Annotated in this window: 14 protein-coding genes; 8 read left to right on the top strand and 6 right to left on the bottom strand. The window is 69.9% G+C overall.

The window, feature by feature from the left end; all coding sequences use genetic code 11:
* The first annotated feature begins 35 nt into the window (after positions 1–35).
* The 5 genes from gap (at position 36) to IH26_RS0128695 (ending at position 3,823) form a co-directional block, all read left to right on the top strand.
* The gene (gap, locus tag IH26_RS0128715) at positions 36–1,031 is read left to right on the top strand and encodes a type I glyceraldehyde-3-phosphate dehydrogenase (RefSeq protein WP_030439364.1); all 996 of its coding nucleotides are present in this window, start codon (positions 36–38) and stop codon (positions 1,029–1,031) included.
* A gap of 6 nt (positions 1,032–1,037) precedes the next feature.
* Entirely contained in the window at positions 1,038–2,234 is a 1,197-nt protein-coding gene (locus IH26_RS0128710; RefSeq protein ID WP_030439363.1) for a phosphoglycerate kinase, read from the top strand.
* Between the two features lies 1 nt (position 2,235).
* Positions 2,236–3,018 carry a triose-phosphate isomerase gene (gene tpiA / locus IH26_RS0128705; protein ID WP_030439362.1) on the top strand — a complete coding sequence of 261 codons (783 nt, stop codon included), beginning with the start codon at positions 2,236–2,238 and terminating at the stop codon, positions 3,016–3,018.
* Positions 3,019–3,105: 87 nt separating this feature from the next.
* Complete coding sequence (gene secG, locus IH26_RS0128700) at positions 3,106–3,363, top strand: preprotein translocase subunit SecG (protein ID WP_030439361.1); 258 nt, start codon at positions 3,106–3,108, stop codon at positions 3,361–3,363.
* Between the two features lie 115 nt (positions 3,364–3,478).
* On the top strand, positions 3,479–3,823 hold the full coding sequence (locus IH26_RS0128695) for an RNA polymerase-binding protein RbpA (RefSeq protein ID WP_030439360.1): 345 nt from the start codon (positions 3,479–3,481) through the stop codon (positions 3,821–3,823).
* Here IH26_RS0128695 and pgl read toward each other — a convergent pair.
* The 5 genes from pgl to tkt form a co-directional block, all read right to left on the bottom strand.
* Positions 3,820–4,533: a 6-phosphogluconolactonase gene (gene pgl, locus IH26_RS0128690; protein WP_030439359.1), complete on the bottom strand. Its 714-nt coding sequence runs from the start codon at positions 4,531–4,533 to the stop codon at positions 3,820–3,822. The two genes, IH26_RS0128695 and pgl, sit on opposite strands and share 4 nt — an antisense overlap.
* A 63-nt stretch (positions 4,534–4,596) precedes the next feature.
* Complete coding sequence (locus IH26_RS0128685) at positions 4,597–5,610, bottom strand: glucose-6-phosphate dehydrogenase assembly protein OpcA (RefSeq protein WP_030439358.1); 1,014 nt, start codon at positions 5,608–5,610, stop codon at positions 4,597–4,599.
* Positions 5,607–7,124 carry a glucose-6-phosphate dehydrogenase gene (zwf, locus tag IH26_RS0128680; protein WP_169789836.1) on the bottom strand — a complete coding sequence of 506 codons (1,518 nt, stop codon included), beginning with the start codon at positions 7,122–7,124 and terminating at the stop codon, positions 5,607–5,609. Before zwf ends, IH26_RS0128685 begins: the two co-directional genes overlap by 4 nt.
* A gap of 61 nt (positions 7,125–7,185) precedes the next feature.
* Entirely contained in the window at positions 7,186–8,298 is a 1,113-nt protein-coding gene (gene tal, locus IH26_RS0128675) for a transaldolase (RefSeq protein WP_030439356.1), read from the bottom strand.
* A 15-nt stretch (positions 8,299–8,313) separates the two neighbouring features.
* Positions 8,314–10,443 (bottom strand): transketolase, encoded by a 2,130-nt coding sequence (gene tkt / locus IH26_RS0128670; protein WP_030439355.1) that lies wholly within the window; start codon positions 10,441–10,443, stop codon positions 8,314–8,316.
* A 252-nt stretch (positions 10,444–10,695) separates the two neighbouring features.
* Here tkt and IH26_RS0128665 point away from each other — a divergent pair, with 252 nt between their 5' ends.
* From IH26_RS0128665 to IH26_RS0128655, 3 genes are all read left to right on the top strand, one after another.
* On the top strand, positions 10,696–11,637 hold the full coding sequence (locus tag IH26_RS0128665) for a heme o synthase (RefSeq protein WP_030439354.1): 942 nt from the start codon (positions 10,696–10,698) through the stop codon (positions 11,635–11,637).
* Between the two features lie 182 nt (positions 11,638–11,819).
* Complete coding sequence (locus IH26_RS0128660) at positions 11,820–12,113, top strand: hypothetical protein (protein ID WP_030439353.1); 294 nt, start codon at positions 11,820–11,822, stop codon at positions 12,111–12,113.
* 2 nt (positions 12,114–12,115) lie between these two features.
* Positions 12,116–13,021: an ATP-grasp domain-containing protein gene (locus IH26_RS0128655; protein WP_030439352.1), complete on the top strand. Its 906-nt coding sequence runs from the start codon at positions 12,116–12,118 to the stop codon at positions 13,019–13,021.
* A gap of 1,720 nt (positions 13,022–14,741) precedes the next feature.
* On the opposite strand, the gene IH26_RS0128650 is transcribed toward IH26_RS0128655, so the two are convergent.
* Positions 14,742–15,650: a COX15/CtaA family protein gene (locus IH26_RS0128650; protein WP_051808611.1), complete on the bottom strand. Its 909-nt coding sequence runs from the start codon at positions 15,648–15,650 to the stop codon at positions 14,742–14,744.
* Positions 15,651–15,788 lie beyond the last annotated feature (138 nt).

Raw genomic sequence — 15,788 nt, 5'->3', positions numbered from 1 at the left:
CCAAATCCGGCGGACCGAAACGAGGAGATCCACCTGTGACCATCCGGGTTGGCATCAACGGCTTCGGCCGTATCGGACGCAACTTCTTCCGGGCGGTGCTCGCCTCCGGCGCGGACATCGAGATCGTCGGCGTGAACGACCTCACCGACAACGCGACGCTGGCGCACCTGCTCAAGTACGACTCGATCCTGGGCCGTCTGCCGCAGGAGGTCAAGGCGACCGCCGACGAGATCACGGTGGGTGGCAAGACCTTCAAGGCGTTCGCCGACCGGGACCCGGCCAACCTCAAGTGGGGTGACCTGGGCGCCGACGTGGTGATCGAGTCGACCGGCTTCTTCACCGACGCCGCCAAGGCCAAGGTGCACGCCGACAACGGCGCCAAGAAGGTCATCATCTCGGCCCCGGCCAAGAACGAGGACATCACGATCGTCATCGGCGTCAACGACGACAAGTACGACGCCGCGCAGCACACGGTCATCTCGAACGCGTCCTGCACCACCAACTGCCTCGCGCCGATGGCCAAGGTCCTCAACGACACGATCGGCATCGAGCGTGGCCTGATGACCACGATCCACGCCTACACGCAGGACCAGAACCTGCAGGACGGCCCGCACAAGGATCTGCGTCGCGCCCGCGCCGCCGCCCTCAACGTGGTGCCGACCTCGACCGGCGCCGCCAAGGCCGTCAGCCTGGTGCTGCCGGAGCTCAAGGGCAAGCTGGACGGCTTCGCGATGCGGGTGCCGATCCCGACCGGCTCGGCGACCGACCTGACCTTCCAGGCGAAGAAGGAGACTTCGGTCGACGAGGTCAACGCCGCGATCAAGGCGGCCGCGGACGGCGCGCTCAAGGGCATCCTGACCTACACCGAGGACCAGATCGTCTCGTCGGACATCGTGACCGACCCGGCGTCCTGCATCTTCGACGCCGGCCTCACCAAGGTCATCGGCAACCAGGTCAAGGTCGTCGGCTGGTACGACAACGAGTGGGGCTACTCGAACCGCCTCGTCGACCTGGTCAAGCTGGTCGGCTGACGCATCGTGAAGACTCTCGACGATCTGCTCGGCGAGGGTGTCTCGGGTCGGCGCGTGCTGGTGCGCGCCGACCTGAACGTCCCGTTCGACAAGAATCAACCTGGCGTTATCACCGACGACGGGCGGGCGCGGGCTGTGCTGCCGACGCTCGTCGCGCTGCGTGACGCCGGTGCGCGTGTGATCGTGATGTCGCACCTGGGACGGCCGAAGGGTGCGCCGGACCCGAAGTTCACGCTGGCCCCGGTGGCGACCCGCCTTGGTGAGCTGCTCGGCACGCCGGTGATCTTCGCTTCCGATACGGTCGGCCCGGACGCCACCTCGAAGGCGGGCGGGCTCACGGACGGCGAGGTGCTCCTGCTGGAGAACCTGCGGTTCAACGAGGGCGAGACTTCGAAGGACGACGCGGCTCGTGCGGCTTTTGCGGGAGAGTTGGCGAAATTTGCTGACTTTTACGTGGATGACGCTTTTGGGGCGGTTCATCGGAAGCACGCCTCGGTGTACGACGTGCCGGCGCTGCTGCCGCACTACGCGGGCGGGCTGGTGCTGCGCGAGGTCGAGGTGCTCAAGCGGGTGAGTGAGAGCCCGGAGCAGCCGTACGTGGTCGTGCTCGGCGGCTCGAAGGTCTCCGACAAGCTCGCAGTGATCCAGGCGCTGCTGCCGAAGGTGGACAAGCTGCTGGTCGGTGGCGGCATGTGCTTCACGTTCCTGAAGGCTCAGGGGCATGAGGTCGGTAAGTCTCTTCTCGAGGAAGAGATGATCTCCACGTGCGCCTCGCTTCTGGAGCAGGCGGGTGGGCGAATTGTCCTCCCGGTCGACGTGGTCGCGGCAACGGCGTTCGCCGCCGATGCGGATCACGATATTGTCGGTATCTCGGACATTCCGGGTGATCGGCTCGGGCTGGACATCGGGCCGGAGTCGGTCGCGTTGTTCGCCGAGGCGATCGGCGGTGCGCGGACGGTCTTCTGGAACGGCCCGATGGGCGTCTTCGAGCTCGCGCCGTTCGCGGCCGGCACCCGGGGCGTCGCCGAGGCCATCACCAAGATCGACGGCTTCTCGGTGGTCGGCGGCGGCGACTCGGCCGCGGCCGTACGCACGCTGGGTCTCGACGAGTCGGCCTTCGGGCACATCTCCACCGGTGGCGGTGCCTCCCTCGAATACCTCGAGGGCAAGAAGCTGCCCGGCGTCGAAGCTCTGGAGAACTGAAATGAGCCGTACGCCGATCATCGCCGGCAACTGGAAGATGAACCTCAACCACTTCGAGGCCATCCTCCTGGTCCAGAAGTTGGCCGCCAGCCTCACCGAGCAGCAGCTCACCGAGGTCGAGACGGTCGTGATCCCGCCGTTCACCGACCTGCGCAGCGTGCAGACCGCGATCGAGGGCGACAAGCTGCTCCTCGGCCTCGGCGCGCAGGACGTGTCGAAGCACCCGAGCGGCGCGTACACCGGTGAGATCTCCGGCGCCATGCTGGCCAAGCTCAACGTCACCTACGTGCTGGCCGGGCACTCCGAGCGGCGCGAGTACCACGGCGAGGACGACGCTCTGGTCAACGCGAAGGTGAAGGCGGCCTTCGTGGCGAACCTGACGCCGATCCTCTGCGTGGGGGAGGGCCTGGTCACCCGCGAGGAGGGCACGCACGTCGCGCACTGCACCAACCAGCTGGCGGCCGGCCTCGACGGCCTCAAGGCGGAGCAGGTCAAGCAGGTCGTCGTGGCGTACGAGCCGGTCTGGGCGATCGGTACCGGCAAGACCGCCACCCCGCAGGACGCTCAGGAGGTCTGTGCGGCCCTGCGGGCGAAGCTGGCCGAGCTGCACGGGGCCGAGGTCGCCGACGCCGTCCGGATCCAGTACGGCGGCTCGGTGAAGGCGGCCAACATCGCCTCGATCATGGCGCAGCCGGACATCGACGGGGCCCTGGTCGGCGGCGCCTCCCTGGACGCCGAGGAATTCACCTCGATCGTCCGTTTCCGGGAGCATGTCGGCCGCTGAGACGGCGGCGCGTGCCCGGTCGCCGAGAGTGGCCGGGCACCCGCTATTGTTGGGGCGCAACTGTCCTCGAGAGGAATCAACCCGATCATGCCGAATTGGTTCGCGTACACGTTGATCGTGTTGCTGGTGATCACCAGCATCCTGCTGACCCTGCTGATCCTGCTGCATCGCGGCAAGGGTGGCGGCATGTCGAGCATGTTCGGCGGCGGCGTCACCTCCAGCCTCGCCGGCTCCTCGGTGGCGGAGAAAAACCTCGACCGCTACACGGTGCTGGTCGGCGTCGTGTGGTTCGCGTGCATCGTCGGGCTCGGCCTCTGGCTGCGCCTGGCCCTGCCTGCTTCCTGACCGGCCGCAATAGTCGTAGACTCTGCCGCGCGTCCGGTTCAGCCGGGCGCGCGGCGTTTCTTTGCCCTGCTTTGTGCCTTCTCACCAAACGCCCCTCGAGACAGGAGTGACGTCCGTGTCCAGTGGCAGTGCGATCCGCGGCAGCCGCGTCGGGTCCAGCCCGATGCGCCCCGACGAGCGCAGCGAACCCGCCCCGCGCCGGGAAGTGGTCTACTTCTGCGCGGCCGGGCACGCGAGCCAGATCAAGTTCGCGGCCGAGGCCCCGGCGCCGGAGACGTGGGACTGCCCGCGCTGCGGTCAGCCCGCGGGCCTGGACGGGGAGAACCCGCCCGGCCGATTGCGCGTCGAGCCGTACAAGTCGCACCTGGCCTACGTCAAGGAGCGCCGCTCCGCGGAGGACGGGGCGAAGATCCTCGCCGAGGCGCTGGCCAAGGTGCGCCAGCGCCGGGGCGAGTTCTAGTAGCGCTTGGCCGCGGCTGCCTCATCGAGCAGCCAGCAGGTGCGTGACTGACCGGTGGCGTGCGCGGCCGGCTTGGTGTGGTCGCCGTTGAGGGCCGCGCCGACCGCGTCCGTCTTGTCCGGACCGGCGGCGATCAACCACACCTCGTCGGCCGCCTGGATGGTCGGCATGGTCAGCGAGATCCGGATGGGCGGCGGCTTCGGGCTGTTGTGCACCGCGACCGCCGTGCCGGTCTCGTTCAGCACCGGGTGCTCCGGGAAGAGCGACGCCACGTGTCCGTCCTCGCCGACGCCGAGCATGAGCACGTCGAACGGGAGCCGGATCTCGGCGGCGTAGCGCGCGGCCGCCGCCTCCGCGTTGTCGCCGTCCGGGCCGTCCGAGGCGGGCATCGGGTGCACCCGGGCCGGGTCGAGCGGCAGCGCGTCCAGCAGGGCCGCGCGCGCCTGGGTCTCGTTGCGCTCCGGGTCGCCGGCCGGCAGGAACCGCTCGTCGCCCCACCACAGGTCCACGTGCGACCAGTCGATCGCCCGCGCCTCCGGCAGGTCGTTGACCGTGCGCAGCACCTTGGCGGCGATCCGGCCGCCGGTCAGCACGACGCTCGCCGCGCCGCGCTCGGCCTGCGCGTCCACGATCTTGGCGACGAGCCGGGACGCGACGGTGGCGGCGAGGACGTCCGCGTCGGGTACGACCACGACCAGGGTCTTGCTCACGTTGCCTCCTAAGTCGGAAGGGCCGCCCACCGGGTGGTGGGCGGCCCTGCTGAAGTTGCGTGCTCAGGCGGCCGAGCCGCCCGGCCCCGCCATGGCGCCCGCGTCGTTCGCGCGGGCGGCCAGGGCCGGGTCCTTCCAGACGTGCACCCGCATGGGCGGCTTCTGGTCGAGGTCGGCGATGCCGGCCATCGCGCCGAGCGCCTCGGCGTAGATCTGGTCGGCGTCCAGCCGGCGCAGCTCCTCGGCCAACTCGTCGCCGACCGGCCGCTTCGGCAGCGGCATGTAGCGGTCCTCCTGGCCGGTACGGCTGAACAGCGCCGTGTTCTCCTCGCGGGTGACCCGGACGCAGTCGCCGTTGGCGCACTGCAGCTCGACCGAGTGCATCCGCGGGGAGCGGTCGGTGAACTCCCACTTCGGCACGATCCCGAGGCGGGACTGCAGCCAGCCCTTCATCAGCGCCGCGGTCGGGTCCTTCTCGGGCGCCACGATGGTGGCCCCGATGACCTGCTCGTCGGTGGTGTCGAAGGCGCCGGCCACCAGGGTGCGCCAGAGGGTGATCCTGGTCCAGGTCAGATCCGTGTCGCCCGGGGCGTAGTCGGCGGCGCGCCGGCGCAGGGCGGCCACCGGGTCGGGGGCCTGCGCGCTGTCGGTGATCCGCCGGTCGGCGACGACGCCGAGGAAGTCGTTCGCGATCGTCTCCGGCGGCTCCTCGTGCCACCAGGTGACCACCGGCACGTCCGGGGCGAGCAGCGGCATCACCACCGACTCGGCGTGCAGGGCGAGCCGCCCGTACATCCGCATGACGACCGCCTCGGCCGGGCCCAGCCGGCCACCCACGACGATCTCGGCGTCCAGCCGGCTGCGACCCTCCAGATCGGAGCGGACCACGATGAGCAGGCGGCACGGGTGCGCCGCCGCGGCGATCGTGGCGGCCGCCTCGGCCTCGCGGACCTTCTTCTCCTCGACCACCGCGACCAGGGTCAGGGCGAGCCCGGAGGCCACGCCGCCGGCGCTGCGCCGCTCGGCGGCGAGCGCCTTGACGACCTCGTTGCCGGTGGTGTCCCACAGACCGATCATGCCCGCCTCCAAGCACGACCCTCACGGGCCAGCATCTCGTCCGAAGCCCGCGGGCCCCACTCGCCGGCCCGGTAGGGCTCCGGCTTGGTGTCCGCCCAGGCGGCCTCGAGCGGGTCGATGACCCGCCACGACTGCTCGACCTCGGCCGCATCGGGGAACAGGGTGCGGTCGCCGACCAGCACGTCGAGCACGAGCCGCTCGTACGCCTCCGGGCTGGACTCGGTGAACGCCTCGCCGTACTGGAAGTCCATCGCGATGTCGCGGACCTCCATCGTGGTGCCCGGCACCTTGGAACCGAACTTGAGCACCACGCCCTCGTCCGGCTGGACCCGGATCACCAGCTGGTTGTGGCCGAGCATCTCGACGTCGGCCGGGTCGAACGGCAGGTGCGGGGCGCGCTTGAAGAGGATCGCGATCTCGGTGACCCGGCGGGGCATCCGCTTGCCGACCCGCACGTAGAACGGGACCTCGGCCCAGCGCCTGTTCTGGATGCCGAGGCGGACCGCGACGTACGTCTCGGTCGTGGAATCGGAGGGGATGTTCTTCTCCTCCAGATAGCCCACCGCGCGCTCGCCGGCCACCCAGCCCTGCAGATACTGCCCGCGGACCGAGCCGGTGGCGATGTCCTTGGGCAGGCTGATCGCCTTGAGCACCTTGAGCTTCTCGGCGCGGACCTCCTGCGGGTCGAAGCTCGTGGGCTCCTCCATGCCGACCAGCGCGAGCAGCTGGAGCAAATGGTTCTGCAGCACGTCGCGGGCGGCGCCGGACGCGTCGTAGAACGCCGCCCGGGTGCCGATCCCGACGTCCTCGGCCATGGTGATCTGCACGCTGTCCACGTACTTGGAGTTCCACACCGGCTCGAACAGGCTGTTCGCGAAGCGCAGCGCCAGAATGTTCTGGACCGTCTCCTTGCCCAGGTAGTGGTCGATGCGATAGACGTCCTGCGGGGTGAAGACCTCGTCGACCAGCTGGTTCAGCGAGATCGCGGTCTGCAGGTCGTTGCCGAACGGCTTCTCGACGACCACCCGGCGCCAGCCGCCGGACTTGGCGTTGTCGGCCATCCCGGTGCGCGCCAGCTGGTTGAGCACCAGCGGGAAGGCGGCCGGCGGGATGGAGAAGTAGAAGGCGGCGTTGCCCGGGATGCCGTTGCGCTCGCGGAGGTCGTCGAGCGTGGCGGCCAGGTTGTCGAACGCCGCGTCGTCGTCGAACGATCCGGGCACGAACTGGAACTGGCTGGCCAGTCGCTGCCACACGTCCTCGCGCCACGGGGTGCGGGCGCCTTTCTTGGCCGCCTCGATGGCCAGCGACTCGAAATCGCCGTCGCCCCAGTCGCGGCGGGCGAAGCCCAGGACCACGAAACCGGGCGGCAGCAGACCGCGGTTGGCCAGGTCGTAAACGGCCGGGATGAGCTTCTTTCGGGACAGGTCACCGGTGACTCCGAAGATCACCAGAGCGCACGGCTCCGGGATGCGCGGGAGCCTGCGGTCCTGTGCGGTACGCAGCGGATTGCCCACGTGGTCCATCCTGCCAGGTCGCACGGGGGCCCGCCTACGATCGGCGGGCCCCTCGTGATGATCAGACTCCGGTACCGGCCTGCAGGGACTTCTGCACGCTCTCCAGCAGTTCCTTCCAGCTGACCTCGAACTTGTCGACGCCCTCGTCCTCGAGGACCTTGACGACGTCGTCGAAGTCGATGCCGACCGCCTTGAGGTCGGCCATCACCTGGTGGGCCTGCGCGTATGCGCCGGTGATGGTGTCGCCCCGGACCTCGCCGTGGTCGGCGAAGGCGTGGATCACCGATTCCGGCATGGTGTTGACCGTCCCGGGGGCGATCAGCTCCTCGACGTAGATGGTGTCCTTGTAGTCCGGGTTCTTGGTCGACGTGGATGCCCACAGCGGCCGCTGCGGGTGGGCGCCGGCCGCGGCCAGGGCCTTCCACCGGTCGGTGCCGAAGACCTCCTCGTACGCCTCGTACGCCAGCTGCGCGTTGGCGATCGCGGCCTTGCCCATCAGCGACTTCGCCTCGTCGCTGCCGATCTTCTCGAGGCGCTTGTCCACCTCGGTGTCGACCCGGGACACGAAGAACGACGCCACCGAACCGATCTTGGTGATGTCGTGGCCGTTGGCCTTGGCCTGCTCGACGCCGGCCAGGAACGCCTCCATGACCGCGCGGTAGCGCTCCAGCGAGAAGATCAGCGTCACGTTCACGCTGATGCCCTCGGCCAGGGTCGCGGTGATCGCGGGCAGGCCCTCGACGGTCGCCGGGATCTTGATGTAGAGGTTCTCCCGGCCCACCAGCCACCAGAGCGTCTTCGCCTCGGCGACGGTGCTCTCGGTCTCGTGCGCCTTGCGCGGGTCGACCTCGATCGACACCCGGCCGTCCACGCCGTTGGAGGCGTCGTAGGCCGGCCGCTCGACGTCGCAAGCGCCGCGGACGTCCTTCGCGGTCATCAGGCGCACGGCCTCCTCGACCGTCACGCCCATCACCTGCAGGTCCTTGACCTGGGCGTCGTACGCGTCGGCGTCGGCGAGCGCCTTCTGGAAGATGCTCGGATTGGTGGTCACGCCGACGACGTGCTGCTCGTCGAGCATCTTCTTCAGCGAGCCGCTGGTCAGTCGGACCCGGGAGAGATCGTCGAGCCAGACCGCCACACCCTGGGCGGAGAGCTCGGCTAGCCGATCAGTCATGTTTCCTGCACTCCCTCAGTTACCGGTCGTGTGACCGGTGATCTCGCCGACCTTGGCCAGGGCGGCGTTGGCCTTGGCCACCACGTTGTCCGCGGTGAACCCGAACTGCTCAAAGAGGATCTTGGCGGGCGCGCTGGCGCCGTAGTGCTCGATGCTCACCGGCTCGCCCGCGTCTCCAAGAATGCGATCCCAGCTCATCCGGATGCCAGCCTCCACCGTCACCCGCGCCTTGACCCCACGGGGCAGGACTTCCTGCTGGTACGCGGTCGGCTGCTGGTAGAACCACTCCTGGCAGGGCATCGACACGACCCGCGTCGGGGTGCCGGCCTCCTCGAGGCGCTCCTGGGCGACGAGGCAGTGCTGCACCTCGGAGCCGGTGCCGATGAGGATCACCTCCGGCTCGCCGTTCGAGGCGTCGGACAGCACGTAACCGCCCTTGAGCACGCCCTCGGCCGACGCGTACTTGCTGCGGTCGATGGTCGGGACCGGCTGCCGGGTAAGGGCCAGCGCGGTGGGCGCGTCGGTGTGCTCCAGTGCGCCCCGCCAGGCCCACGCGGTCTCGTTGGCGTCGGCCGGCCGCACCACGTTGAGGCCGACGATGGCGCGCAGCGCGGACAGCGTCTCGATCGGCTGGTGGGTCGGGCCGTCCTCGCCGAGGCCGATCGAGTCGTGCGTCCACACGTAGATCACCGGCAGCTTCATCAGCGCGGAGAGCCGGACGGCGCCGCGCATGTAGTCGCTGAAGACCAGGAACGTGCCGCCGTACGGCCGGGTCAGCCCGTCGGCGGTGATGCCGTTGAGGATCGAGCCCATGCCGTGCTCGCGGATGCCGAAGTGCAGGGTCCGGCCGTACTCGTTGCCGGGGAACTCCTTGGTCGCGTACTCGGCCGGGATGAACGACGGCTCGCCCTTCATCGTGGTGTTGTTGCTCTCGGCGAGGTCGGCCGAGCCGCCCCACAGCTCGGGCAGCACCGGCGCGAGCGCGTTGAGCACCTGCTGCGACGCCGCGCGGGTGGCGATGCCCTTGGCGTCGGCCGGGAATTCGGGCAGCGACTTCTCCCAGCCCTCGGGCAGCTTGCGCCCGGCGAGCCGGTCGAACAGCTCCTTGCGCTCGACGTTGGCCTGCGCCCAGGCGCCGAACGCCTTGTCCCACTCGGCGTGCGCGGCGCGGCCCCGCTCGGCGACCTTGTTCGCGTGCTCGAGCACGGCCGGGTCGACGGCGAACGTCTCGTTCGGGTCGAAGCCGAGGATCTCCTTGGTGGCCTTGACCTCGTCCGCGCCCAGCGCCGAGCCGTGGATCTTGCCGGTGTTCTGCTTGTTCGGCGCCGGCCAGCCGATGATCGTCTTGAGCACGATGAACGACGGTTTGTCGGTGACCCGCTTGGCCTCCTGGATCGCCGCCCAGAGCGCCTCGACGTCCTCGTGGTAGTCGCCCTTGGCCGGGTCGCCCTTGCGCCACGAGACGGTCTGCACGTGCCAGCCGTACGCCTCGTACCGCTTGCCGGCGTCCTCGGCCTTGGCGATCCGGGTGTCGTCCTCGATGGAGATCTCGTTGTCGTCGTAGATCAGCGTGAGGTTGCCGAGCTTCTGCACCGCGGCGATCGCGCTCGACTCGTGGCTCACGCCCTCCTCGATGTCCCCGTCGGAGCACATCGCGTAGACGTGGTGGTCGAAGGGCGACTCGCCGGCCGGGCCATCGGGGTCGAACAGGCCGCGCTCGCGGCGGGCGGCCATCGCCATCCCGATCGCGTTGCCGATGCCCTGGCCGAGCGGGCCGGTCGTGACCTCGACGCCCGGGGTGTGGCCGAACTCGGGGTGGCCGGGGGTCAGCGAGTCCCACTGGCGCAGCGACCGCAGGTCGTCCAGCGACAGGCTGTAGCCGGAGAGGTAGAGCTGAATGTAGAGGGTGAGGCTGGAGTGCCCACAGGAGAGCACGAACCGGTCGCGGCCGGGCCAGTGCGGGTCGGTCGGGTCATGGCGCATGACGCGGTTGAACAGCAGGTAGGCGGCCGGCGCGAGGCTCATCGCCGTACCGGGGTGACCGTTTCCGGCCTTCTCCACGGCGTCCATGGCCAGCACCCGGACGGTGTCGACCGTTTTACGGTCGAGGTCGGACCAATTGAGAGCAGGATCTGTGGCAGCCACGTCGGTTGTGCTCCTCGGGGCATGGATAAGGGACCCTTTTGAGGTTGACCCTATCCACTTGGCGTAAACCCGCGCCGTGGGAACGCCCGAGGCCCATACGCTGAGAGCGGACACGCCACTGTGACGCCCTGCACCCGGCCCGGGTCGCCGGAGCAGCGCATTCCGCTGAGCGTAGGCTGTCCGGGCGTGCCGCCGGCTGCCGTCGGCAACGGTCGTGATGTGGCTAGTGCCGATGCCGGAAGGTGGCAGTCCGTGAGCATGATCACCGAGCGTCCCGCTCCTGGACGGGCGCCGGCGGCTCCTGTTGTCGCCGCGACTCGCCGCGAGCCGATGGCGGTGTTCCGCGCGTATCTCGCGCTGACCAAGCCGCAGATCGTCGAGCTGCTGCTGGTGACCACCGTTCCGGCCCTCATGCTCGCCGCCGGCGGGTGGCCCGACCTGCGCATTCTCGCCAGCGTTCTGGTCGGCGGGGCGCTCGCGGGCGGCGCGGCCAGCGCGCTCAACTGCTACATCGACCGCGACATCGACGAGCTGATGCGGCGCACCAAGCGGCGTCCGCTGCCGGCGCACACCGTCACCCCGCGGGCCGTGCTGATCTTCGGCCTGACCCTCGCGGTGATCTCCGTGGCGCTGATGGCGGTCTTCACCAACTGGCTGGCCACGGCGCTGACCGCGGGCGCGATCTTCTACTACGACGTGGTCTACACGCTGTGGCTCAAGCGGCGCACCCCGGCCAACACGTTCTGGGGCGGCGTCTGCGGCGCGGCCCCGGTGATCATCGGCTGGGCCGCGGTGACCGGCTCGGTGTCGCCGCTCGGGTGGGCGCTTTTCGCGGTTGTGTTCTTTTGGCAGATGCCGCACTTCTACGCACTCGCCATAAAGTACAAGGCCGACTATGCCCGCGCCGGCGTCCCGATGCTCCCGGTGGTGCGCTCCATGGCCCGGGTGAACGGGGAGATCGCCCTCTACACGGTGCTCACCGTGGCCGCCTCGCTGGCCGCCTGGCCGCTCGGCCTAGGCCCGATCTACGGCGTCACCGCGCTGATCACCGGCGGGTTGTTCCTCGGCGAGGCCTTCCTGTTGGTCCAGCGCACCCGCAAGGGCGAGCCGGCGAAGCCGATGCGGCTGTTCCACTGGTCCATCACGTATCTGACGATCCTGTTCATCGCCGTCGCCGTGGACGCCCTCTTCTGACGGTATGTCCGTATTTAAGGTAACGGGTGATCACTCTATCGATGGAAGTCCGTTGATGCGGGCAATTCGGGCGCAATTCGGCCATACCAATGCGGCGTTGCGGTAAACCCGCAGGTAATAGGCATCACAAAATGGCACTGACGGTGCTTGCTCCCGGGGGAGAAGTGCTTACGCTGCCCGTCATGGCTCAAGGTTCCGATACGACACTGACCGCGGGGATCAAGTCCTTCGCCACCGGCCACGGTGGCGCCAAGGCGGTCATCGAGTACGTCGGCAAGCGTGGTGCCCGCATCGTCCTCGTCGGCCAGGACGGCGAGTGGTCCGACCAGTTCGCCGACAGCACCGACGTCGCCCGCCAGGCGTGCGAGTCCGCCGGCGTCGAGGTGGAGAACGAGTGGGAGCGTGAGCTCCTCGAGCAGATGCGACCCAGCAACGACCTGTGGCGTTCGATGTCGCGCCGCGCCATGGCCCGCTGATCTTGTCCCAACCGCACCCCACCCACGCGACCCGGGAGCCTTCCCGGGTCGCTCTCGTTACCTGTGATCTCTTCCCGGGCCTCTGGGACGACGACTTCCCGCTGCGCGACGAGCTCCGCGCGCGAAACCTCCAGGTCGAAGCGGTGAGCTGGGACGATCCCGGCGCCGACTGGGACGCCTACGCGCTGGCGATCCTGCGCTCGCCGTGGGACTACGTGCCGCGCCGCGCCGACTTCCTGGCCTGGGCCCGGAGCGTGCCCCGCCTGCTCAACCCGGCCGACATCCTGCTGTGGAACACCGACAAGGTCTACTTGCGCGACCTCGAGGCGGCCGGCGTCCCGATCAGTCCGACGACCTATGTGTCCCCCGGCGAGACGTGGACCCCGCCCATCGACGGCGAGTGGGTCGTCAAGCCCACGATCAGCGCGGGCAGCCAGGACACGGGCCGCTATTCGCTGCCGTCGCAGGCATCCCTGGCGGCCGCGCACGTGGACCGCCTGACCGCGGCCGGCCGCACCGCGATGATCCAGCCGTACCTGAAGGCGGTCGACACCGACGGCGAGACCGCACTGCTCTTCTTCCCCGACGCCACCGGCCGCCTGACCTTCAGCCAGGCCGCACGCAAGGGCCCGATGCTCACCGGCCCCGACGAGGGCTGGATCGACCCCGGCAGCGAACAGATCACGGCCCGCACCCCCAGCCCGTCCGAGCTGACGACGGCCGCGCAGGCACTGGCAGCCATCCCCGAGTCGTCGACCCCGCTCCTCTACGCCCGGGTCGATCTCATCCCGGGCCCCGACGGCACCCCGGTCCTCCTCGAACTCGAACTGACCGAGCCGTCCCTGTTCTTCCGCACGTCCCCGTCCTCCGCGGCGCGCCTGGCGGGCGCCATTCAAAACCGCCTTTAAACCTTCCGGCCGTACGAGGTCCGCCGATCCCACGCGGAAGTGCGGCCGCCCCCGCCGCACCCCGCGACCACTTGCATCCTTCCGGCCGCAGCGCGCCTCTCGCGTGTGGCGTTCCCCTACGCCCGCGCGGTCTCCCTTGGGCGCAACGAAACGCGCTGACCAGCGGTTCCGTGTTTCGCCCCTGTGGACGACCCGGCGTGTCGTCCACAGGCCACGAATCGCTCCTTCATTGATCGGCCCCACCCGGCACGCTGCTCCCATGTCCCACCGGAGCGCCACCATCACCAGCCCGACGTCCCCGCTGGTTCCCGCCCGCCGATCGCCGTCGGTCCTGCTGACGTCTCAGCCCGCGCCCTATCGCCGGTCGCCCTCGGTCCGGTCGCGGATCTCCCCCGTGCTCGGCGGTCGATCGCCGACCGCAGGCCGGCTCCCGGGCTGAGCCCGCCGGCGACCGCCCGCCAGGTCGCCGTCTCAGCCCGGTAGTGCCGCGGCCGGGGCCCGGTTTCGCCCGCTCCTGTCCCACGGGGTCACCGCCGGAGCGGCGAACTCTCACCCGAGCCCCGGCCGCGGCCGAGCCCAGCCACACCCGACCGGGGCCACCCCGCGGCGTTCCCTCTCCAGCGCCAGGGACCCCAGAAAGGAGGCGCCTAGGAAGACCCCCCTCCGAGTCCGTGCGTCGCGGCCGCACAAGACTCCCGATGCGGCCGCCGTCCACCGGCACCGTCCCGGCGCACCTCCACGATGGTGCCGGTGGACCCCTCCGCCCCGTCCGCAGCCGGCCGCCGATCCCGCTCGCGCCGAAGCGCTGTCCAGCGTGTCAGCCGGACCTGCGGGCAAGCCGGTGGTCGAGTCGCCGTCCGCCGATGAGGCGCGGCGTGCCGGCACGGCCCGCGGCGACGCGTGACGGCGTCATGCCGATCCGGACCCGGTGACGCGTGGCGGTGGCGTGTCGGTCCGGCCCCGCAGCGACCCGCGGCGGTGGAGTGTCGGTCGCCCGATAGTGGCGCGTGGCGCGGCGTGTCGGTCGGCCCGGTGGTGGCGCGTGGCGACGGCGTGTCGGTCGGCCCGGTGGTGGCGCGTGGCGACGGCGTGTCGCCCTGGCCGGCGACCGCTGAGCAGCCCCGGCGCCGGGCAGATCTTGAAGGCGTGGCGTTCACAGGGGCGCGTAAGGAAATAACTCGGCGTGTCGCACGCTCCGGCTCGTCGATCTGCTATGTCAGGCGCTTGACGTGGGCGGACTTCAAGCGAGCGATCGCCAGTCGCGCCGACCAGCTTCCGGCGTCGTTGCAGCTCAGGACGGTTCATCAGATCAACTTGACGAAATCGGCAAAACACCAAGTTACTTCTTTACACGCCCCAGCCAACGGGAACCCACCACCTTTCACCGGAGGCGAGCGCAACGACGAAGAACTGCTGTTCGCGCCGAACGCCGCGCCTTCAAGATCTGCCCGGCGCGGGGGAGCGGTGCGGTGTGCCATCGCGCAGGGGCGTGGTGCGCGGGGTGGCGGCTGCTCGGCTTTGGCCAATTGCCTCGCGCGAGACGCGCGCTACGGCCTTGGTTAGCACTTGGTCGCGGGGAGTGGTGGTGGCGGCTGCTCGGCTTTGGCCAATTGCCTCGCGCGAGACGCGCGCTACGGCCTTGGTTGGCACTTGGTCGCGGGGGAGGGGCGGGGGCGGCCGGGTCGGCGGGGAGCGGTCGACGCGTACGGCGGAAGGAATTTCAGCGGGAAGGGGAGGGGGCGGGGGTGGGGAGGGATGCCGGAATCGCCTCCGTCGGGGCCTCGGGGATGGCGGGGCGGGTGCGGAGGGCGAGGAGGACGGCGATCGTGGCGGTCCAGACCAGGCTGGCGCCGAGCATGTGGGCCGCTACCAGGGCTACCGGGAGGTGGGTGAAGTACTGGACGAAGCCGATCAGGCCCTGGGACAGCTCGATCACCAGGAGGGTCAGGGCCGCGCGGGCCGGGACGGGGGCGTTGACCGCGCGGAAGGCCAGCCACACGGCAGCCGTGAGACCGATCAGCAGGAAGACCAGGTCGGCGTGGGCCTGGGCGATGGCGGCCGGGTCGAGGCCGTTGCGCTTGGCGCCGTTGTCGCCGGAGTGGGGGCCGCTGCCGGTCACCACTACGCCCAGGACGATCACGCCGGCGCTGGCCAGGGTCAGGAGCAGCGTGAGGTGGCGCAGGGGAGTGGTCACCAGGTGGACCGGGGGGCCGTCGCCCTCCGCGGTCGAGTGCCACAGGGCGTAGGCGGCGGCGATCAGGGCCATCGAGAGCAGGAAGTGGAGGCCGACCACCCACGGGTTGAGATCCGTCAGCACCGTGATGCCGCCGACGACGCCCTGGCCGGGGATGCCCAGCAGCACCAGCAGGCTCAGGCGTACCTGGCGGCGGCGCCTCGGTTTCTGCAGCCAGGCGACCACGAAGCAGGCCAGGGCGACCACGAACAGGGCGATGCCGAGCAGGCGGTTGGTGAACTCGATGACGCCGTGCACGCCCATCGCCGACGTGGTCGTGTAGGAGCCGTCGGTGCATCGGGGCCAGGTGGGGCAGCCTAGACCGGAATCGGTGAGCCGGACCGCCGCACCGGTGACGACCAGGGCGATATTCGCGATCAGGGACGCCAGGGCCATCGGGCGCAGGGCGGGGAGCTTCACCTCTGCGATCGTACGCAGCGTGCCCGGCCGGAAATCGGGGGCTCCGGATGTCCCGTGGTCTGGATCACCGCGGAGCCGGTTTGCAGGGCCCGGCGGAAATACGTAACGTTGGCG

Source organism: Actinoplanes subtropicus (genome assembly GCF_000721705.1).
GTDB classification, from domain to species: domain Bacteria; phylum Actinomycetota; class Actinomycetes; order Mycobacteriales; family Micromonosporaceae; genus Actinoplanes; species Actinoplanes subtropicus.
This window is presented reverse-complemented; position numbering and strand designations above follow the sequence as displayed.

Excerpts from the sequence above, each read along its gene's own strand:
- tpiA (WP_030439362.1), top strand. The coding sequence starts at position 2,236 with ATGAGCCGTACGCCGATCATCGCCGGCAACTGGAAGATGAACCTCAAC.
- secG (WP_030439361.1), top strand. The coding sequence starts at position 3,106 with ATGCCGAATTGGTTCGCGTACACGTTGATCGTGTTGCTGGTGATCACC.
- IH26_RS0128685 (WP_030439358.1), bottom strand. The coding sequence starts at position 5,610 with ATGATCGGTCTGTGGGACACCACCGGCAACGAGGTCGTCAAGGCGCTC.
- tal (WP_030439356.1), bottom strand. The coding sequence starts at position 8,298 with ATGACTGATCGGCTAGCCGAGCTCTCCGCCCAGGGTGTGGCGGTCTGG.
- IH26_RS0128660 (WP_030439353.1), top strand. The coding sequence starts at position 11,820 with ATGGCTCAAGGTTCCGATACGACACTGACCGCGGGGATCAAGTCCTTC.
- IH26_RS0128650 (WP_051808611.1), bottom strand. The coding sequence starts at position 15,650 with ATGGCCCTGGCGTCCCTGATCGCGAATATCGCCCTGGTCGTCACCGGT.